General features: G+C 71.0%; 16 protein-coding genes. 4 read left to right on the top strand and 12 right to left on the bottom strand.

Annotation, left to right across the window (positions count from 1 at the left end):
- Nucleotides 1-2: 2 nt before the first annotated feature.
- From Pla163_RS12580 to Pla163_RS12570, 3 genes are read right to left on the bottom strand one after another with little or no spacing between them, the layout of a single operon-like run.
- Nucleotides 3-1,013, bottom strand: coding sequence for an FAD binding domain-containing protein (locus Pla163_RS12580; protein WP_145188819.1), 1,011 nt, complete (start codon nt 1,011-1,013; stop codon nt 3-5).
- A 2-nt stretch (nt 1,014-1,015) separates the two neighbouring features.
- The gene (locus Pla163_RS12575; protein ID WP_145188816.1) at nt 1,016-3,403 is read right to left on the bottom strand and encodes a xanthine dehydrogenase family protein molybdopterin-binding subunit; all 2,388 of its coding nucleotides are present in this window, start codon (nt 3,401-3,403) and stop codon (nt 1,016-1,018) included.
- Entirely contained in the window at nt 3,403-3,918 is a 516-nt protein-coding gene (locus Pla163_RS12570) for a (2Fe-2S)-binding protein (protein ID WP_145188813.1), read from the bottom strand. The genes Pla163_RS12575 and Pla163_RS12570 overlap by 1 nt, the downstream gene beginning before the upstream one ends.
- A 91-nt stretch (nt 3,919-4,009) precedes the next feature.
- On the opposite strand from Pla163_RS12570, the gene Pla163_RS12565 reads away from it, so the two are divergent.
- Nucleotides 4,010-4,315, top strand: a complete 306-nt coding sequence (locus Pla163_RS12565; protein WP_419185888.1) for a DUF1294 domain-containing protein — start codon at nt 4,010-4,012, stop codon at nt 4,313-4,315.
- A 31-nt stretch (nt 4,316-4,346) separates the two neighbouring features.
- Here the strand turns inward: Pla163_RS12565 and Pla163_RS12560 are convergent, their stop codons facing one another.
- The 9 genes from Pla163_RS12560 to Pla163_RS12520 form a co-directional block, all read right to left on the bottom strand.
- Complete coding sequence (locus Pla163_RS12560; protein ID WP_145188807.1) at nt 4,347-5,480, bottom strand: hypothetical protein; 1,134 nt, start codon at nt 5,478-5,480, stop codon at nt 4,347-4,349.
- A gap of 231 nt (nt 5,481-5,711) precedes the next feature.
- Nucleotides 5,712-7,223, bottom strand: coding sequence for a hypothetical protein (locus Pla163_RS12555; RefSeq protein ID WP_145188804.1), 1,512 nt, complete (start codon nt 7,221-7,223; stop codon nt 5,712-5,714).
- A gap of 22 nt (nt 7,224-7,245) precedes the next feature.
- Nucleotides 7,246-8,514: an amidohydrolase family protein gene (locus tag Pla163_RS12550; RefSeq protein WP_145188801.1), complete on the bottom strand. Its 1,269-nt coding sequence runs from the start codon at nt 8,512-8,514 to the stop codon at nt 7,246-7,248.
- 8 nt (nt 8,515-8,522) lie between these two features.
- Nucleotides 8,523-9,899: an amidohydrolase family protein gene (locus Pla163_RS12545; protein WP_419185887.1), complete on the bottom strand. Its 1,377-nt coding sequence runs from the start codon at nt 9,897-9,899 to the stop codon at nt 8,523-8,525.
- 227 nt (nt 9,900-10,126) lie between these two features.
- Complete coding sequence (locus Pla163_RS12540) at nt 10,127-11,317, bottom strand: radical SAM protein (RefSeq protein ID WP_145188797.1); 1,191 nt, start codon at nt 11,315-11,317, stop codon at nt 10,127-10,129.
- 324 nt (nt 11,318-11,641) lie between these two features.
- The gene (locus tag Pla163_RS12535) at nt 11,642-12,484 is read right to left on the bottom strand and encodes an alpha/beta hydrolase (RefSeq protein ID WP_145188792.1); all 843 of its coding nucleotides are present in this window, start codon (nt 12,482-12,484) and stop codon (nt 11,642-11,644) included.
- A gap of 608 nt (nt 12,485-13,092) precedes the next feature.
- Nucleotides 13,093-13,989, bottom strand: coding sequence for a patatin-like phospholipase family protein (locus Pla163_RS12530; protein ID WP_145188789.1), 897 nt, complete (start codon nt 13,987-13,989; stop codon nt 13,093-13,095).
- Nucleotides 13,990-14,088: 99 nt separating this feature from the next.
- On the bottom strand, nt 14,089-15,093 hold the full coding sequence (locus Pla163_RS12525; RefSeq protein ID WP_145188786.1) for a transposase: 1,005 nt from the start codon (nt 15,091-15,093) through the stop codon (nt 14,089-14,091).
- Nucleotides 15,094-15,188: 95 nt separating this feature from the next.
- Nucleotides 15,189-17,471 (bottom strand): DEAD/DEAH box helicase, encoded by a 2,283-nt coding sequence (locus Pla163_RS12520; protein WP_145188783.1) that lies wholly within the window; start codon nt 17,469-17,471, stop codon nt 15,189-15,191.
- Between the two features lie 200 nt (nt 17,472-17,671).
- Here Pla163_RS12520 and Pla163_RS12515 point away from each other — a divergent pair, with 200 nt between their 5' ends.
- Genes Pla163_RS12515 through Pla163_RS12505 form a run of 3 tightly spaced genes read left to right on the top strand, consistent with a single transcriptional unit; the run spans nt 17,672 to nt 20,603 of the window.
- Nucleotides 17,672-18,787: a cell division protein FtsQ/DivIB gene (locus Pla163_RS12515; protein ID WP_145188780.1), complete on the top strand. Its 1,116-nt coding sequence runs from the start codon at nt 17,672-17,674 to the stop codon at nt 18,785-18,787.
- Complete coding sequence (locus Pla163_RS12510) at nt 18,784-19,479, top strand: hypothetical protein (protein ID WP_145188777.1); 696 nt, start codon at nt 18,784-18,786, stop codon at nt 19,477-19,479. The genes Pla163_RS12515 and Pla163_RS12510 overlap by 4 nt, the downstream gene beginning before the upstream one ends.
- Nucleotides 19,480-19,532: 53 nt before the next feature.
- Complete coding sequence (locus Pla163_RS12505; RefSeq protein ID WP_145188774.1) at nt 19,533-20,603, top strand: hypothetical protein; 1,071 nt, start codon at nt 19,533-19,535, stop codon at nt 20,601-20,603.
- Nucleotides 20,604-20,627 lie beyond the last annotated feature (24 nt).

The following is a 20,627-nucleotide window of genomic DNA, read 5'->3' as shown; positions in this document are numbered from 1 at the left end:
GATCATCGCCCGTGCACCGGCCCGGTGCCCGCTCGCGCCGCGCGCACGGTCTCGCGCACGTAGACCGGCGCCATCTCCTTGCGCCACTGCGCGTCGCCCGGGACGTTCGCGACGGGGTGCAGTTGGCGCGCCGCGGCGGCCGCGCAGGCGAGGACCGCGTCGTCGAAGCCCGGGCCCGAAGCCGGCGCGTCGATCAACGCCGCCGCGGCCTTCTGGAGCGCGAGCGGGCGCGCCTGCAGAGCGATCGCCCCGAGCGCCGCGTGCACGATGCGATCGTCGACGACGTCGAGTCTGACCGCGACGCCGAGCAGGGGGAAGTCGATCGAGCCGCGTTCGCGCAGCTTGCCGTAGGCGCCGAGTCGTTCGCGTCCGGTTTCGAGGGCGGGGATGCGAACGCGCACCAACAGTTCGCCTGGTTCCTTGCGCAGGTTGGCCACACCGTCCGACTTGTACAGCTCGGCGATTGGCAGGCGCCGGCGACCGGTGTTGCTGGCGAATTCGAGTTCGGCGTCGAGCGTCAGCAGCGGCGCGGCCGTGTCGTTGCTGGCCGCCGCGACGCACTTCGATCCCGATTCGATCACGTGGCAGACGCTGCCGTCCTTCTTCAGACAGAAGCCGAGCGACTGCCGCCAGAAGTACGACTGGTTGTACCACTGGCAACGCGTGTCGAGCAGGACGTTGCCACCCAGCGTGCCCATCGTGCGCAGCTGCGGACCGGCGACCAGCGAAGCCGCCTGGGCCAGGGCCGTCGCCCGACAGCGCACCTCGTCGTGGGCGGCGACGTGCGCGAGCGTGGTCGTCGCGCCGATGGAGAGCGTGCCGTCCGACTCGAGCTCGATGCCGCGCAGTTCCTCGATGCCACCGAGGGCGACGACCGTGCGCGGCTCGAACAGCTCGTGCTTGATGTTCGGCAACAGGTCGGTGCCGCCGGCGATGGCCAGCGAGCCCTCGCGCGCGAGCAGGGCCACGGCCTCGTCGACGGTCGTCGGCGTGGCCAGGTCGAATCCTTGCATCCTCAGCACGACGCACGCTCCCGTTGCGAGGTGGCGCGGGCCGCACGGAGCTCGCGCAGCACGTTGCCCGGGGTGAACGGCAGATGGCGCAGGCGCACGCCGACCGCGTCGAAGACGGCGTTCGAGAGGGCGGGCAGCGCCGGGTGCAGCGGGCCCTCCCCGGCTTCCTTGGCACCGTAGGGTCCTTCGGGGTCGAGGCTCTCGACGATCAACGCGTGCAGCTCGGGCGTGTCGACCGTGGTCGCCATGCGGTAGTCGAGCAACGAGGGTCCGCTGTGCAGGCCGAAGCGATTCACGTCGTGCACCTCGAACAGCGCCTCGGCCAACCCCATGTACGCCGACCCCTCCATCTGGCCCGCCACGAGCATCGGATTGAGCGCGCGGCCGCAGTCGTGGGCGATCCAGCAGTTCTCGACCGTCAGTCGCCCGGTCTCCTCGTCGACGCTGACCTCGACCGCGTGGGCCGTGAACGAGTAGGCGGGCGATGCGCCGATCGTGCCGCCGCGGTAGTCGCCACCGAGCGTCGGCGTGTTGTACGAGCCGGTCGACCCCAAGGTGTCGAGCCGCGCCTCGGCGATCTGGAAGGCTTCGCGCGTCGTGACGAGCCGGTCGCGATCCTCGAGGTCGAAGACCGTTCCGCCGCCCATGAAGATCCGCCTCGCGTCGATCTCCCACTCGGCCGCGATGGCGTCGACGATGCGGCGGCGCAACGCGCGCGCGGCGTCGATCGTCGCGTTGCCGACCATGAACGTCACGCGCGAGCTGTACGCGCCCAGGTCCACCGGGCACAGGTCGGTGTCGGAGGCCACCACGCGCACGTCGGCGGGATCCATGCCCAGCTCCTCGGCCACCAGGTCGCGCACGACACTGCTCGAGCCTTGACCGATGTCGTTGCCGCCCGTGAAGGCCGTGACGAGGCCCGAACGGTCGACCTTCAGCTGGATGCCAGCCTGGGGCATGTCGTTCGGATAGATCGGGTAGTTCGTGCCCGAGATGTACATCGAGCCCGCGACGCCCAGGCCGCGGCCGTGGGGGAGTTTTCCGCGCCGCTCCTTCCAGCCGCTCGCGCGCTCGACCTCGTCGAGACAGGCCAGGAAGCCGTTCGAGGTGATGCGCTGGCCGTTGACGGTCTCGACGTGCTCGCCCTGGAAGTTGCGGCGGCGCAGCTCGATCGGGTCGAGATCGAGTTCGTGCGCCAGTTCGTCGAGTTGGATCTCGAACGCGAAGCGCGGTTGGACCGAGCCGTGTCCGCGCTTCGGTCCGCAAGGCGGCTTGTTGGTGAACACGCGCGTGGAGTCGAAGCGGTAGGTCGGCAGGTGGACCGGACCGCCGAGCAGTTGGCCCGAGTAGTACGTCGTCACGAGTCCGAAGCTCGAGTACGCGCCGCCGTCGATCAGGATCTTGGCGTCGACGCCGCGCAGCTTCCCGTCGGCGTCGGCGGCCGTGCGGTAGGCGAGCTGCATCGGGTGCCGACCGCGGTGCAGGTAGAAGACCTCTTCGCGCGTCAGCAGCATCTTCACCGGGCGCCCCGTGATCTGCGCGAGCTTGGCCGCGCAGAACTCGAAGCCGAACGGGTCGGACTTTCCGCCGAACGCGCCGCCGATGCAGGGCTGGATCACGCGGATCCGAGCCGGCGGCAGCTCGAGCACGTGCGCCAACGCGCGGTGGACGTAGTGCGTGATCTGGGTCGACGACCACAGGGTCAGGTTCCCGTCCGGCGAGCACTGGGCGACCGCGCAGTGGGGTTCGATCGCGGCGTGCGTCGTGCCGTGGAAGGAGTACTCGCCCGCGACCACCGCGGCCGCGCCCTCGAACGCGCCGTCCACGTCACCGAACTCGAGCAGCACGTGCTTGCTGACGTTGCCGCGCTCGGGTTTCTTCGGCGTGGCGTGGATCTGAGGCGTCGGGTTGGCGAGCGCCTCCTCGGGGTCGAGGAAGGCCGGCAGGTCCTCGTACTCGACCTTCACCAGCTTGATCGCGCGGTTCGCGGTCTCTTCGTCGATCGCGGCGACGGCGGCCACCTCGTCCCCGATGAAGCGCACCTTCTCGAGAGCGAGGGCGTGTTCGTCCGGCGTCCACGGAATGACGCCGTAGTTGATCGGCAGGTCCTTCCCCGTGATCACCGCGTGCACGCCGGGCAGGGCCAGGGCGGCGCTCGTGTCGATCGAGACGATGCGCGCGTGGGCCTTCGTGCTGCGGACGAACTTCGCGTGCAGCATGCCGGGCAGGGCGATGTCGTCCGCGTAGACGGCCGCTCCGGTCGCCTTCGACAGGCCGTCGATCTTGCGGTTGCGGCGGCCGACGACCGCGAAGCCGTCGGCGCCGTTCGTGCTCGACCTGGCCGGATCCACCCAAGGGGCGTCGACGCCGTGCTGGTCGCGCGCGCCCATCAGCGGCTTCCTCCGTCGGGCGCCCGTTCCGTGCTCGCGGCGATCGCCGTCTCCACCGCCTCGATGATCTGGGTGTAGCCGGTGCAGCGGCACAGGTTGCCGGACAGCGCGCCCTTGATCGCGGCGCGCGACGGGTTCGGTTCGCGGTCCAGGAGCGCGCGCGCCGAGAGCATCATCCCCGGCTGGCAGAAGCCGCACTGCAGCGCGCCGCAGCGATCGAACGCCTCCTGGACCGGGTCCGCGCCGGTGCCGCCCGCGCGCAGGTGCGCCGGCATCAGACCCTCGATCGTGGTCACCTCGTGGCCGACCGCGAGTCGCGCCAACGTCAGGCAGGCCAGGACCGGTTCGCCGTCCACGAGCACCGTGCACGCGCCGCAGTCACCCTTGTCGCAGCCCTGCTTGCTGCCGGTCAGGCCGAGGCGGTAGCGCAGGACCTCGAGCAGCGTGAAGTGGTCCGGCGCGGCCACCTCGACGGTGTCGCCATTGACCTTCAGCTCGACGATGGAAGAAGCCATGGCGGGCCATGTTCGCACGCGCGACGGCCCAGCGACAAGTGCGGTCGGGAGGGGGCTGGAGCGCGGGCCTGCGCCTGGTCACACTCCGCGCATGAACTGGCCCTCCTGGACACCCCTCGCCGTCGTCGGCGGATTCTGCGCCGTCAACCTGTGGGCCTTCGCCCAGGTCTGGTGGGACAAGCGGGCGGCGCGGCTCCAGCAGCGCCGCATCCCGGAGAAGCGCCTGATCGCGCCGGTCCTCGTGGCCGGCCCGTTCGGGCTCCTGCTGGGGATGCGCCGGTTCCGCCACAAGACGGTCAAGCGCAGCTTCCAGGCCCAGGTCGCCGTCGCGACCGTGCTGTGGGTGGCCTGGGTCGCGGGGCTGTGCTGGATGCTGCTCCGAGAGGGCGCCGCCTGAGCGCCCATCGGCCGCGACCGCTGGTTCGCGATCAGTCGACGCGCACCGGGGCGCCGAGCAGCGGGCTCAGGATGCGACCCTGCACGTGCGTCGGCGTGCGGTAGTCGTAGCGGCGCTGGAAGCCGTGCGTCGGGTGGTGGCGGACGGAGTGGTCCTCCCAGTACAGGCGCAGTTCCTCGGCGGCGTTCGCGAAGGTCTGCGCGTCGCGCTCGCGCAGGTCCTCGACCAGCAGGAACGCGAGGCCCGCGTCGAGCACGTAGCGCTCGCTGCTGCCGAAGTCGTGCAGGCGTTCGAGTCGCTCGGCCCAGGTGCCCTCGAACGGTCGCACGCGTTCGTCCACGCGCCAGTCCTCGACGAAGTCGCGGCTGCTCTCGCCGCGGCTGTCCGGGAGGCAGCGCACCGAGCCCGTGGCCGCGAACTCCGCGTGCCAGGCCAGGCCGTCGCGCAGCCAGGCGGGCAGGAAGCGGAAGCGCCGTGCGAGGGTGAACTGCGCCGCGGCGTGCGCGACCTGGTTGTCGTCGGGGCAGGAGCCCACGCGCCAGACGTAGGCCGCGAGTTCCTCGGTCAGGAGCGATCGGTTGCGCTCGCCGAGGTGACGGACCTGCGTGTGACTGGGCAGGACGTCGTTGGCGCTCTCGATCAGTTCCGAGAGGTGCTCGTCGCTGTCGAGCTCGAACAGAACGCCCGTGTGCTCGTCGATCGGATCGAGGTCGTGCTTCCACAGCGGCACGTCGCCACCGAGCGGGTAGACCTTCGTCGTCGGGCCGCCGGTGCCGGTGATCGGTCCGCGGTTGCGGGTGCGCGGCGTCGGCAGGATCTCGGCCAGCGAGCGTTCGACGCGCTCGATCGTCGCCATCTCCTCGGCCCCGGAGCGGCGGTCGAGCGCGAAGAACAGGATCGTCTGATCGGGGCTCAGATAACCGGTGTAGCCGCGTGCGGAGGCCCACGGGCCCCAGGTCTCGAGGGCTTCGACCGCGGTGCGATCGAGCGCGCGTTCGAAGGCGTGCCCGAGGTAGCTGCGCAGCTCGATCGAGCTCGTGCGCTCCTCGTTGCTCGGGTTCGAGTCGTTCGTCGACGTGCACTCGTCCTGGGCGATGGCCGGCGACGCGAGGACGAGGGACGCGGTCAGGGCGAGTCCGAGAGGGCGAGTGAGAGACTTCCGCATGGTGTGCGCACGGGACCTCGGTCCACGTGGGGCTGCTGCACACGGGCGGGGCGGCGATCTACGAAACAACGCCCCGCGACACCCCTTGTGCCGCGCGCCGGAACGTCCACCATCGCTGGTGGGACTCGCTGTATCGCATCCCTTCCCCGGGCCGCGTGGGGGGTACTTCGTCCCCGCGCGCAGCGAACCTCGAGCGCACTTCGAGGGAAATCGACCCGAGCCCTCGACCGTTCAGGGGCGGCGACCTTCGAGCACCCAGTACAGGCGCCCGTCGTGATCGTGCTCGGTCACGGTGTAGGTCGCCTCGATCCGCTCCTCGAGCGCGGGGAGGATCTCCGCCAGCTCGGGGGCGTCGTCGAGGTGGGCGCGATGGCCGAGGTCGACGACCACCGTGCTGTCCAGAGCGGTGCGCAGGCTCTCGAGCACGAGCACGATCTGCTCTTCGAGGACGGCGATCGGCACGCCCGCGCGCTGGGCTCCCGTCAAGCGCGCGAGGAGGTCGACCTCGCGGATGGTCGGCTCCGAGGTCTCGACCAACTGCCCGGCGCGGTTGATGGAGACGAGGCTGATCGGACCATCCGCGAGCGCGCGCACGAAGGCACCCCGTGCGTCCGATCGCGCGCGCCAGCTGCCGTCGTCCACCTGTGCGTTGCTCGCCACTCCGTGCCATGCCTGGAGCGCGACGAGAAGGACACCCGCGACCGTCGCGACCCGGCCCAGCGCGGGGCGATTCGCGCCGAAGCGCTCGACGAACTCGTCCGCTCCGCTGGCGACGAACGCTGCGACGAAGGGCAGGAACCCGAGCGAATAGGCGCCGCGCTCCGGCACGCCGAGCCAGGTGAAGAAGGCCACGAGCGGGGCCGCGGCGACGAGTGCGACGAGTCCGGACGAACGCCGGGCGCGCGGTGCGAGAAGGGCCGGGACGAGCGCCAGCCACAGCCAACCGATCGGCCAGCCCCACAGGCCCGCGAGGCGCCAACCGGTGAGTTCGACGCGGCTCTGCGTGATGAAAGCGCCGACGTCGCTCGCTCCGACGAAGTCGGGTTCGGCGCGCAGGTGCTCGGACAGGAGAAGTGCTGCGACCAGCGAGACCGTCATGACCGGCGCGACGACGAGCGCGGTCGTGCGCCAGGTGACGACGCGGCCGGTTCGCCTGGACCACGCCGCGCGGACGAGCAGGATCCACACGAGGTGCAACGTCGCACCCGACTGGTGGGTGAGGTGGAGCAGCGGAAGCAGCACGGCGACGAGGGCGAGCGCCAGGGCCGGCCTGTGCCAGGGCGCGAGGAACGTCGCCACGGCCAGGAGTCCGATCGTCGCCGCGTGCACGCTGTGGACCTCGATCGTCGTCGAGTAGAACCACAGCGCGGGCGTGACGGCGAGGAGCGCGGCGACGAGTGCAGCGCTCGTGGTGCGCGCGCCGAAGCAGCGCGCGATCAGGTACGTGGTCGCGACGGTCACCGCTCCGCCGGTGGCCGCGAGGAAGCGCAGTGCCTCGGCGGGCGTGCTCCAGTCGAACGCTCCGTTCCAGAAGCGCGCCACGGGCATGAAGGCCACGTGGATCCAACCCCAGTTCCCGTGTGGGTCGTGGGTGAGCGACGACAGAAGGGCCGGACCGTCGCCGTAGATGCGCCACTGACGTGTGGCCGCGTACAGCGCGAACGCCGCCGCGCCCAGGATCAGGGCGACGGCGGCGTCGCGGGCCGCCAACGTGGCGGCCGGGTCGCGCTCGGCGGTCTGCAAGGGGTCCGGCGCGCCGTGCGGCTCAGAGTTCGCGTTCGCCGGTCGCGACGATCTCGCCCTCGATCACCGTGCCCACGCAGTGCGAGGTGTACTCGAACGGATCGCCGTCGAAGAGCGCCACGTCGCCGTGCTTGCCCACTTCGAGGCTTCCGATGCGGTCGTCCACGCCGAGCAGTCGCGCGGCGTCGATCGTGATCATCCCCAGGGCGCGCTCGAACGGGACGCCGTAGCGCGCGGCGATGGCGGCTTCGAACAGGACCACGCGCGTGCGCGGCACGTAGCCCTCGTAGCCGGACTGCATCGCGACCGTGAGACCGGCTTCGATCAGCACTTTCGCCGTCTCCATCGACAGGTCCTTCGTGTCGCCGCCCGCGCGGTACATCGTCGGGTGGAGGATGATCGGCAGGCCCGCTTCGACCAGTTCGTCGAGCACGAGCGGCGCCTCGGCGGCCCCGTCGATCACGAAGCGCACGTCCGGGAACTCCGCGTGCAGACGCAGCACGTTGATCAGGTCGGCGGCTTCGTGGGCCGTGACCATCAACGGCGTCGTGCCGTTCGCGACGCGGGCGAGGGCTTCCTTGCGCAGGTCGCGATCCGGAGCGTCGACCTCGTCGTCGGCCTCGGCCTTCGCCATGGCGGACGCGTGCTTGGCACCCGTCATCAGGTGCTGGCGCAGCTCCGCCATGACCTTGGCGCGCGTGCCCGGTCCGCCGTCGCCGCGCGCGGCCGAGGTCATGCAGGCTGCGACCATGGCTTCCGGCACGAGGACGGCGTCCTCGATCGTGTCGCCGAAGGTCTTCGTGATCATCGTCTGACCCGAGATCAGGGCCAGCGGCCCGTGCCCCGTGTGCACCGTGGTGACGCCGAAACCGCGCAGCCACTTCACGAGCGGCTCGCGCGTGTTGTAGGCGTCGATCGCGCGCAGTTCGGGCTGGGCCGAGCCGCTGCGATCCACCTCGTCCTTGTCGTGCTCGATGTTCAACCAGCCCGCGAGGCCGACGCACGAGTGCGCGTCGATCAGACCGGGCACGGCGACGCGCGCCTCGAGCACGCGCACGCCCGCGGGGATCGGCACCGAGGCGGCCGGACCGACCGCCGTGACCAGACCGTTCTCGATCAGGATCACGCCGTTCGTGATCGGATCGCCGGCCATGGTGTGGACGGTGCCGGCGCGGATGGCGAGGCGAGTCGCGCTCGCCTCCTGGGCCGGCGCGGGCGTGTCGGCTTCGAGGACGAAGGGGGCCGTCGCGAGGGCGAGGGCCGCGAGTCCGAGTGCGAGAGGGGAGTACATGGCGCGCATCATTGGTCACCTCCACCGAAGCCGTCCATGACGGCGCAACAGGCGCTGAAGACGCGCTCCTCGCCGGCTCCGGGCCCACCGACCGCGTAGATGCGATCGTCGGGGTTCGAGAGGTCGAAGACGAGCTCGCCCTCGACGTAGGTGCGCGTCACCAGCGAGTAGACCGACAAGGGATCGCCGTCGAGCACGCACAGGTCGGCGTCCTTGCCCACTTCGAGGCTGCCGATGCGATCGCCGAGATCGAGCATCTTCGCGCCCTCGAGCGTCACGGCGGCCAGCGCGGCTTCGCGCGGCAGTCCGGCGCGCACGGCCAACGCGGCCGAGCGCAGGAAGAGGCGACTGTCGGTGATGTAGTCGTCGGTGTGGATCGCGATCGGCGCGCCGGCTTCGTACAGCATGCGGCAGGTGTCGAACGACAGGTCGCGCGCTTCGAGCTTGCCGCCCGGCGAGTCGACGAGGATCACGGACGACGGGATGCCGGCGGCGGCGATCTCGTCGGCCACCTTCCAACCCTCCGACACGTGGTGCAGGACCACGCGGAAGCCGAACTCCTGGGAGAGGCGGACGACCGTCATGATGTCGTCGTGACGGTGGGTGTGGTGGTGGACGATGCGCTTGCCCTCGAGCACCTCGCACAGGGCCTCCAGCCCCAGATCCACGTCGGGCGCCTCCTTCTCGTCGTCCTCGGCGGCGGCGTTCTTCTTCGCGAGGTAGCTCTGGGCGGCGAGGAACTTCTCGCGCACCAGGGCGGCCGACTTCGCACGCGTTCCGGGGAAGGGCGAGGAACGCTGCGGATTCGTGCCGTTCGCCATCTTGAGGCCGCCCATCGGCGCGCCGTCGTCGAAGCGGTAGACGAGGTCGTCGACCGTGTTGCCGAGGCGCAGCTTGAGGTACGCGGTCTGGCCGCCCATCAGATGCCCCGAGCCGGGCATCGCGTTGATCGTCGTCAGTCCGCCGGCGCGCGCGCGGTGCACCGTCGGCGAGTGGACGTTGACCGAGTCGACGCTCGACACCTCGGGTTGCAGCGGTCCCGACCCGTCGGCGGCGTAGGGCGCGCCCACGTGGCTGTGCGTGCAGACGAGACCCGGCATCAGCACCTGGCCGGTGAGGTCGACGACCGTGGCGCCGTCGGGGATCGCGACTGCGCCGCGCTCGCCGATCGCCTCGATCTTCCCGCCGCGCACGATCAGGACGCCGTCCTCGATCGGAGCCGAGGAGATCGGGATCAGGTGCGCGCCGACGAAGACGGTCGCGCCCTGGCCGGGACGGGTGGGTTGGGCTTCGCCGACCAGGCCGAGCACGACGGCGAGGCACAGGGCGAGGGAGCCGGCCAGCGCGCGTCCGCGCGTCAGGACCGAATGGGGGGAGGGCAGCATGTGGGGTTCCGGGGGACGGGAGTCGGGGCGGCCAGCCTAGCAGGCCCGAACCCGGCCGACGGGTCCTTCGCCCACGGCGCTCCGCCCCGCGCGACCACCCGAGAGGGCCACGGACGGGCTCGCTCCTCGTGGCGCGGTGGAACGGGCGTCGAGGGGCGGCCCCTCATCGAGCACGGGGACGAGCACCCCGACAGCCCGGCGCACCGGGTTCCACCGCTACCGCCCCTCTACATGTAGCGCGCCGCGATCACACCCTTCGTGCTCTTGAACCGGCGATGGCAGCAGCGTTGGCAGTAGCCGGGGAACAGGCCCTGTTGCTTCAGCTCGGAGCGGAAGGAGCGAAAGACCTCGCCGTTCCAGATCGAGGCGAAGTCCGCGTCGCGCACGTTGCCCACCGGATACTCCATGCACGGTGTCACGACGCCCTTCGGGTTGATCGTGACGTGGATCCAGGGGTTGACGCAGGAGCTCTCCTGGAACTTGAAGTCGATGTCGTGGTAGTAGCCGTGGATCTCCTCGCGTGTCGTCAGGTCGGGGAGGAACGAGATCGGTAGACCCTCCAGCTTCCGGATCTTCGTGACCTGCTCGTGGATCACGTCGGCGTCGAAGCCCGACGTGTCGAGGAAACCCAGGTCCTTCTCGCGCGTCGGCCAGTCGTACTGGAACCGCTTGCGGAAGTAGTCCATGTGCGAGTGCATGGTGCGCGGCTCGAGGAAGTTGAGGTGCTGGAACGTCAGCCCGTCCACTCCCAGTTCGCGCGCGAGCTCGACCATCTCGAGCATCCGGTCGTGGTTCCACAGGGTCACGACCGAGTTGATGTGGATGCGCGGCGTGCGCGTCCCGTGCTTCTCGCGCCAGGCCTTGACCTGTCGGATGCCCTTGGAGATGCGCTCGAAGCTGCCGTCGCTGCCGCGGATCTCGTCGTGGACGTCGGGCGGACCGTCGACCGAAACGCCCATCGCGTCCAGGCCGGACGTGACGATGTCCTCGCCGTAGCGATCGAGCAGCGTGCCGTTGGTCGTGATCGAACAGCGCCGGCCCTTGGCCTTGATGTGGCGGATCAGGTCGACCGCGCCGTCGAACAGGAGCGGCTCGCCGCCGAACAGGTTGTACTCGCAGCGGTACTTGAAGGTCTCGTCGACCACGCGCTGCCACTCCGACAACTCGAGCTCGTCCTCGCGCGTCAGCTTCGACAGCGGCTGCTTGTAGTCGTCGCCGTACTGGTCGCACATCTGGCAGCGCAGGTTGCAGCGCCAGGTGAGCGTCATGACGAGGCCGCTGGGTCCGAAGCTGCGGCCGCCGCCGAAGCGCCGATCGAGGGCCAGGGCCTTGCGCGACTTGCGCCGGATGACATCGGTGAAGTAACCCGGATCGCTCAGCGCGATGCGGGCCCATTTGGTGACTTTCGGATCGAACATCGTCCGAACGGCTGGTTGGGCCGCTCGCTCCTGGTGAGGGAGTAGGGGGGGGCAGGACGATCGCCTCGATGGGGGGAGACTCCTTGTACACCCTGCGACGAAATGCCGCACCTTGAGGGCCCGCCATTGGCGTCAGCTCGCCGGAGAAGGACCCATGGAGCGGAGGAGCGGGCCCCGGCCCCCGGGTGGCAGGTCTCCACCGACGGCGCGCTTCCCTGTCCCGGACGCCCGTGCACCAACGAGAAGACCCCGCTGCCTCCCCGGATCTCGGGGGGGCAGCGGGGCCTTCGCGGGCGCCTGAGCGCTCGATCGGTGGTCGGCCGTTCAGCCGCGCTTGCGCTTGCCGCCGCTGGTGCCGGAGGTGGCTCCGTCGCGGCGGTCGTCGACCCACTTCGAGAGGGAGGTTCCGAAGCGCTTGTCGCCGGCGCACTCGCCCGCGTCGCACTTGACCGCTTGGATCTCGATCACGTCCTCGAGCTCTTCGTCCTTCAGGAACGTCTCGTAGCGCTCGCAGGCGTCCTTCGGAGCGACGAGCTGCATCGGCAGGCCGGCCGCGTCGTCGAGCAGTCCGGCGAGTTGGAAGTTGTGGGCGTCGAGTTGGGGCTCGATCAGCGTCAGGCTGGTGACGCGCTCGTCGGCGGCGGCGCGCGCGGCGAGCAGGGCGCCGAAGCCCTGGCCGATGACGTGCTGACGGGCGCCCAGCACGCGACTGTCGTCCGAGAGCCACTCCATCGCGGCTCCGATGTCGTGGACCATGAAGGGCACGAGTCGCGACTGGGCGGCCTCGTCCATCGCGCTCCAGTCGCACTCCTCGTCCGCGCTCGCGCCGTGTCCGCGCAGGTCGAACGTCAGCACCGCGAGCTTCTTCTTCACCAGGCGCTCGACGAGCGGCTCGAGCTGCGCGCGGTCGGCGCCGAGGTCGTGGATGAGCAGCACGGCGGCGACCGGGTCGTTCACCTTCGGCACCGGATAGAAGGTGCCCTCGAGCTTGCGGCCGTCGCGCGCGGTCAGGCGCACGGGCTCGGAGTCGAGTGCCTCGCCCGCGAGCGAAGGAGCGGAGATGGGGGCCGGCGACGCCGCACAGGACGACGCCGAAGCCTCGACTCCGCGAACCGGGGGCAACGCGAGAGCGATCGCACCGAGTGCGATGGTGGGGACGAGAAGCATGGGCTGGCGGGATCCGGGGGGAACACGAAGGCAGCCTGAGGGGATGGGAATCGACCACAGTGGTCGCCCGTCAGGAGCATCGCGGGGGAACGGAGTCGCTCGAGGGAGTCGCGGTCGACGGGCGGGGTGGGGAGCGCTCGATCGACCTGCGAAACACGATAGTGCCCCTGGGTCGGTGAGGGGACGGTCGATTTCGCGCCTCCTTCACGAAATGGAGGGATGACCCCTCGTTCATGGGCGGACCTGCGCGCTCGGGGCCAGCCGGCCGGGGACCCGCTGGCCCCGTGAACGACCGCGCCCGTCGGGTGGCGGCCCCGCGCCCTGGGCGGCGGCCGGGCTTCTCCGAGGACTTTCGCCCGGATCTGGGCGGCGGCCCGTCCTGGCCCCGTTGGTCGCGCTCGTGCCTTCGATGGGAACGGCCCGGGCCCAGGTGCCTCTCGGCATGGCTGGCACGGGCTGGCACGGGCGCGTCGCGAGCCACGCGGCCCCGGGGACGAGTCGGGCGCCGCCGGTGCGGGCCGGGGCCGGACGCTCGAGGCGACAGCGTGGGACGTTCGGAGCCACGTGGAGCGCGCCGCCCGCCGTGCGCCGATCTCGCTCGTCGTCCCTCACACGCGCCGCTCGAGGAACGGCCCGAGCTGCTCGGCCGCAGCTCGATGGCCCAAGTGGATCAACTCGTGCGCGCGGTCGAACTCGAGCACGCGCGCCGCATTGCGCGGGATCGTGATCTCGAGGTCCGGCGGGTGCGCCGCGAGCTTCATCCGCGCGATCGCACCTTGCATCGCGTCGACGACGTCGGCGGCCACGTGGAGCAGCGACGGATCCGAACCGTCACCATTGTTCGCGCGCTCCTGCACCGCGTCGAGGAAGCGGTCGATGACGCGCCGCATCGCGCCGCGGTCGTCCTCCTGGCGCTCGGCGACCACGTGGGCGGCGACCCACTCCTCGTCGACCGGACCCGTGAGGTTGACGGCGACCGCGACGTCCGTGCCGCGGTGGAGCGTCGGCGCGATCGGCACCGGAGCGAGGATGCCGCCGTCGAGCAGTTCTCGACCTTCGATGCGGTGCGGCACGAAGAGCAGAGGGATCGAGATCGAGGCGCGCACGGCGTCGTAGAGCGAGCCGGACGACAGCCAGACCTCCGTCTCGCGCTCGATGTCCGAGGCGACGGCCGTGAACGGGATGGGGAGGTCCTCGATGCGGGTGTCGTCCACGAACGCGTGCAGCGCTCCCATCAAGCGTTCGCCGCGAACGAGTCCCGGCCGGCCCAGGACCACGTCGAGCAAGCCGAGGATGTCGCTCTTGCGGATGGCGCGCGCCCACTCTTCGAAGTCGTCGAGCCGTCCGGCCGCGTAGGCACCGCCCACCAGCGCGCCCATCGACGACCCCGCGATCGCTCCGACGCGGTGCCCGTTCTCCTCGATCCAGCGCAGGACGCCGACGTGTGCGTAGCCGCGTGCGCCGCCGCTCCCGAGTCCGAGCGCGATCGTCGTGGGTTGGGTCATGGGGGCGAGGGTACGGACTCCCCGTACGGAGTCGCACACCACTGGGGTGGTTGACCACGAAGAAGTACCGGAGCAGTTCCCCGTCGACGGCACGCCCGCTCACGCCGACTGGTCGATCGCGAACCGGGCGACGCTCGCGACCCTGCGACCGTACTCGTCGTCCGACCGGACGAGCACCTGATGGAGTTCCGCCCGATGGGCCGTCGCCCAGTGACCGAGCCCCAGCAGCTGTCCGATCCGCAGATGGGTCATCGAGACGAGGTTGCGCAGGAGTCCGACCCGCGCGATCTCCGAACCGTCCCACGCACGCCCGTTCCGCACGACGACCCACGACCCCTCGGCTGCCAGATGGCGTTCGAGAGAGCGCGACACGATGGTCGGACCACACACGGGAAGCCCGAGCGGGTGCCCGTCGGCAAGCTCCGCCTTGCGGATCATCCACTCGCGAACCTGCACCGGCGTCCGGCCGATGAGGTCGTCGATCGGATCGGCCTCGCAGGCGCACTGCAAGCGCGCCTCGACGAGTTCGACGAGTGCTTCGACGTTCTCGTGTGCGCTCGGATGGAACGCGTGGAGGTAGGCGGCACCGTCGAATCGCGACGATTCGGTGAGTTCGAGGGCGCGGGGCACGATCCAGTCGCGGCTGAGCCACGGCGGCGTCGAGCCCGAGATGAACGCTCGCGCGCTTCCGAACTCGTGGTCGGCGGGGGTCTTGACCAAACGTGCGAGGACGGCGTTCACGTCGATGTACCGCACGACCGCGCGTCGATAGCGATCCGTATCGACGCGCTTCGAGTAGTACCGGCCACGGATCAGTGGCCCATCGCGTCGGCGCCGGCGATTGAAGTGACGAGAGTACGCGTTCTGCACCAGTCGCATCGCTTCTGACATCTCGCCGACGCGACTACGCACGAGCAGGTGGAAGTGCGTCGTCATGAGGCAGTACGCGTGCACCTCGAGCCGACCCTTCCGCACCTCGGCGGCAAGACGTGCCAGGAAGTAGCGCTGATCGGAACGGGTCTCGAAGTACGGGCGCTTCGCGATCGCTCGGTTCACCACGTGGTGCCAGCTGCCGGGCGCGTCCTGTCTAGGTCGTCGTGCCATCGATGCAGAAGACGGACGGCGCGGTCCCGGGTTGCGGTTGCTGCGGTACTTCTTTCGGGTGGACCACCGCAGTGGTGTGCGACACCGTACGGGGGTCAACCCAACTCGAGCTGCCGGCGCGCGTCCACCTCGTCGCGACCCAGGGCCTCGATCGCCTCGCTGAGTCGGTCGGGCAGGTCGTAGCTCGAGTCGAGGGCGCTGCGCAGCTGGCGCATCACCTGCAGCGCCATCCGGAAGCAGCGGCACATGTCGCCGGCCGGGATGTCGACCTCGTCCTGTAGTTCGTCGAACGGCGCGCCGCGCATCCAGGCCACGACCGCGGGCGTCAGGCCCCAGTCGGGTTGCTTGAGCGCCACGGGCACCGAGAACTGCGACTCGCGCTTGGCGAGCTTGCCGATGATCTGTTCCGCGTGGCGCCGCACGCCGCCGTACATGCGCTGGGGGATGCGCTCCTCGTTGAAGCGCCGCCGGTCCTCGAACACCAGTCCGACGAACAGGACCGCCAGACCGGCCGCGTCGACCTCCTCCAGCACGCCGCGCCACAGCCACTCCGCGGTCTGCAGCTCGAAGCCGTAGACCTGGCGCGCGACGCGGGCCTTCGGCGCCAGGACCTCGCGGCCCTCGTCGTCCTCCTCGAGGAAACCCGCTTCGTGCAGGAAGCCGAGCAGACCTTCGAGGAAGCGCTTCTGGATGTGGGCGTTGCGTTCGCGCGCCTTGCGTCCGCCCTCGCGGTGCTGGAACTGGTTGAAGCTCTTCTGCCAGGCCTCGAACAGGCGCTCACGTCCCAGTCCTTCGATCAGGTGCAGGATCGCCGAGTACGACAGGCGGAACCGGCTCTCGACCGGCTCGGGCTTGCCGCGCACCAATCGTTCGAGCGGCGCTTCGACCAGATCCTTCTCGTCCAGGCGCGACACGACCAGTCCTTCGGAGTCGATGCCCTGACGTCCGGCGCGACCGGCCATCTGCAGGTAGTCGCGCGTGCGCAGGTAGTCGAAGGTCTCGCCGTCGAACTTGCGCAGGCCGTAGAAGGCCACCGTGCGCGCGGGCATGTTGATGCCGACCGCGAAGGTCTCCGTCGTGAACAGCAGCTTCAGGAGGCCCGACGTGAACAGGCGCTCGACCACTTCCTTGTACACGGGCAGCATGCCGGCGTGGTGGTAGGCGATGCCGCGCAGGCAGAGCTGGAAGAGCTCGCCGATCATCTGCTTCTCGTCGAGCTCGAAGCCTGCCATCGTCGCGCGCAGGAGTTGCTCCATGCGCTCCGACTCCTCGCGGTCCAGGAGGCGCCGGTGCTTGTTCACCAGGGCCAGGCGCTCGCAGTCCTTGCGGCTGAAGCTGAAGACGAGGATCGGCGTGTTCTTGTCGGCGATCAGCTCGTCCAGCAGCACCGCAAAGCCGCGCGTCTCGTTGCGGCGCGCGTCGTCGCGGCGCTTCATGCGCTCGGCGAACGTGGCGCGGCGACGCGAACCGCCGCGCTCGGAGCGTCCGGCCGCGTCCTTCACCTGCTTGCGCACGCGCGGCAGTTTGTGCTCGTCGAAGATGCCGACGTCGGGCAGGTAGAAGCGGTGCTTGAGCGGCACCGGGCGCTTCGTGGAACTGATGATCGTCAGTTCGTGCGTGCGGATCTCCTCGATCCACGCGCCCAGCTGCCCGAGGTTGTCGATCGTCGCCGACAGGCAGATGAAGCGGATCGACGGCGGCGCGAAGATCAGGCTCTCCTCCCAGACCGTGCCGCGCTCCGGATCGTCCATGTAGTGGACCTCGTCGAAGATGACGTACTCCACGTCCTTCACCGAGTCCGGATTCTCGAGCATCGAGTTGCGCAGGATCTCGGTCGTCATGATGAGGACCTGCGCGCCCGGGTGGATCGTGACGTCGCCCGTCATCAGGCCCACGTCGATGTCCGGGTCGTCGCGGAAGTCCCGGTACTTCTGGTTCGACAGGGCCTTGATCGGCGCCGTGTAGATGCAGCGCTTGCCGCGTTCGACCGACTTGTGGATCGCGTACTCGGCCACCAGCGTCTTGCCCGACCCCGTCGGCGCCGAGAGCAGCACGTCGTGCCCCTCCTCGATCGCGCGCACGGCCTGGAGCTGGAACGCACTCAGCGTGAAGCCCTTGAACGTGGTGGGGGCGCCCGTGCGGTCCGCGGCGCGGCGGGGCCGCTCGTCCGCCCCGTCGCGCGGCGCGCGCTCGCGCTCCCGGACGGGCTCGCGCGGCGCCGGAGCCTCGTCCACGCTCGCCGGGCCGCTCGCGCTCGCGCCCTTTCTCGACTCGTCCCCGCGCGGTCCGCGACCCCGTGAGCCGCGCCGCGAGCGCGAGCGACCGGAGTCTTTGTCCTTGGGTCCGAGGCCATCGCGTTCGTCCTTGCTGTTCGACATGTAGAGAACGAGCCTAGGGTCTGCGGTGCTCCCGACAGGCCAGGGGAGTGGGTGAATCGAGCGCGGCGGCGCCGGAACGCGACGGCGACGCGCGATCGAGGGAGCGACGGTGCCTGTCCCACCTCGGCTCCCACGTGGGCGGCGCGGCTTGGGGGCGACCTTCGCGGTGGGGTATCTCTGCTGCCTCCGATCGAACCCTCATGCCTTCTTCACGCACTCGACCGCGCGCCACCGACGCGCCCCGCACCCGCCGCCGGCGGCCGATTCCGGGTTGGATCCCGATCGGACTGCTCATGTGGGGCGTCGTGGCCGGCGTCGGAGCGGTGGCGGGCGAGGTCGAGGCCACGCGCTTCGACTGGGTCGATCCGCGGCGCCTCGCGATCGAGACCGACGCGCGCTTCGTCGATCCGCGTTGGGAGCGCGCGCTCTCCGAGTGCCTCGAACGCTGTCGGCCGTTCCGCGCGGACGACGTCGACGGCCTGGCCGAGGTCTCGCAGGCCTTGTTCGAACTCCCGTTCGTGGCCGAGGTCGGTCCGCCGCGCCTGGTCTGGCCCGATGGCGCCGTCGTCGACGTGCGCTTCGAACGCCCGGTCGCCTGCCTGCGACGCGGGGCGACGTTCCTGTGCGTCTCCGCCCAGGGCCGCGTGCTGCCGGGCGGCTGGGCGGCGCCGCCGACCCTCGACGGCCTGACCCTGCCGGTGCTCGGTCGACTCGGCCAGGACGAGTCCGACGCGGTTCCCGGTCAGCCGCTGTCGCGCGCCGGTCTGTGGCACGGACTGAGCCTGGTCCTCTCGCTCGAGGAGCACCTCGACCGCGACGAACGCCTGGCACTCGGGACGCTCACGATCGACGCGGAGAACGGCGCCCTCGGACAGGTCGAGGACCCGGGCGCCGTGCTGCACCTCGAGGGTCGACGGGTCGTCCTGTGGGGGCGGACGCCGGACGTGGACGCACCCGGCGCGTTGCCGACCGAACTGAAGTGGCGGCACGTGGTCGAAGCGGTCGAGCTCTCCAACGCGCAGAAGCTGTTGTGGCGCGCGGTCGACGTGCGTTGGGACGAGTACGCGGTGGCCCTGCGCCACGACGAACCCGTCCCCGAACCCGAGGTCTGGCGCGACGCGACCGAACGCGCGAAGGACGAGGAGGCCCGGCGACGCGCCGACGGGTCTGCATCGGGCGGTGGAACTGTTGGTGGTGCCGTTCGCGGCGGTGACCGCACGGCCCCCGGCGGCAACTGGGAACCGCCCCCGTCGTCGTGGGATCCTCCCGGCGACGTGAACCGCGGCGCGCGTCCGACGCTCGGGCGCGTGCGATGAGCGCGGCGCCGAACGAGACACGTCCCTCCACCGTTCGGGCCACTGATCGGGCCACCGTTCGTCCGACGGTCCGGCCGGGTGCCCTGCGCGCCGCCGTCGCTCTCGTCCTCGCGCTCGCACCGCTCGCACTCGCGACCGAACTCGCGCCCCATGACGGGAGTCTCGCGCCGCTCGCCCAGCTGCCGCACACGGACTGGGTGCTCTTCGTGCTGCTGGTGCTCGCCAGCGCGCCGCGTCGGAGCACGGTCGATCGGTTCGACAGCGACCCGTCCGCCGCGCACCGGTCTCCGCGCTTCGTGCCGGTCGTCACGCTCGCGCTGTTCGTGCCGCTCGCGCTGACGCTGCGCGGTGCGTTCGGTGCGGGGCTCGCGGGCGAATGGAGCGACCTCGCGCGCCCGCTCGCGGCCGTCGTGCTGGCCGCCGCCTGCGAGCGCGCGGCCGCGACCACGCGTTCCAACGTCTGGACCCCGGTCTGGTGGGCGCTGTTCGCCGCGCCGCTCTGCGTCGGTCTCGCGTTCGGATGGGCCCAGGGACAGGACGCGCCGGTCAGCGCGCTGTCGCCGCTCGCTCTCGCGGTCGGCGACGCGTGGATCGGCGCGGGCGCGGGACTGGTGGCGGCGCTCGTGGCTCCGGTGCTCGCGCCCGCCCGTTCGGACGACTCGACGGCGGCGCGAGCGGAGGCCGCGTCGTGAGTCGTCGCTTCCACGGGTTCCCGCGCCGCGCGAGTGGTCCGAGTCGTTCGTGCGTGCACGTCGCGTTCGCGTTGCTGTGCGTCCTGCACGTCTTCGTTCCCGACGCCCGGGCCCAGCGCGCACGGCTGTTCGGCGCGACCGTCGAGATCACCGGTCGGGTGGAGAGTTTCGCGCTCGTTCCGCCGCGCGGTGGTCGGGCGGTCGTGATCGACGTCGAGCAGCTGCTCGGTCGCGGGTCGGGTTCGATGGAACTCGAAGCTGCGGAACCCACCGCGCGCCGACTCGCCGTGCCGCTGCCGCTCGGCGAGGCCGCCGACCTCTCCTTCGCGCCGCCCCAGGTCGTCGACGTGCGCGGTGGGGGGGCGGTGCGCTTCGTGGCCTACGACCCCGCGCCGCGCCTCGGCGGCGTGCCGCGCGTCCTGCTCGCGTTGCCGCGTCCCGTCGGAGCGGCGGACCGGCACACGGTTCCGTGGCCGGCGCTGCTGCTGGCTCTGTGCGGCGGTGCGACCGTCGTCCTGCTCGCGCGTTCCACTCGCGGGCGCGTCCTGCCGCTGGGCGCGTCCGTCCTCTTCGCCGCCGCGTGCGTCGGTGCGGCCGGGCTCGTCCCCGCCGGCCCGGAACGGATCGTCACCACGGACTCGGTCCACCCCGCAGGCTCGGACTCGGCGAGCGCACCCGGATCGGTCGGCCTCGAGGTCACCTGGACCCGGGGCGCCCGCGAGTGGCCGGCGCCCGGGACGATCCCGGTGCTGGAGACGTCGCCGACAGGACTCGAACTCGACGTGGGGCTCGCGGCGACCGGGCTGCGCGTCGCACCGGCCCGCGCGAGCGACCGGACGGACGCGGCTCTGCTCGTGCTCGAAGCGGTGCTCCCAGATGCCGCGCCCGCGACCGCCGACCGCCGCTGGTGGCGCGACGAGCGGGGGAGCTGGTGGGCGGCCGGCGGGTCGGACTCGGGCACCGCAGCGGCGCCGTGGACCGCGAATCGCGCACCGGTCGCGGCCTGGGCGGCGGCGGGCTGGCCCGCGGGTCGCAGCGCCCTGGTCGTCGCCAGCGCGGACGGCGCGCGCTGGTGGCGGGTCCTCGATGCGCCCCGCCCGGCCGGCGTCCCCGCCGAGCGCTGAGTGGTTCGGAGCGCCAGGGTCCCG

This window comes from Rohdeia mirabilis (genome assembly GCA_007750655.1).
In the GTDB taxonomy this organism is placed as follows: Bacteria; Planctomycetota; UBA1135; order UBA1135.
Note: the sequence above shows the minus strand (reverse complement) of the source record. Positions and strands in the feature narration are given on the sequence as shown.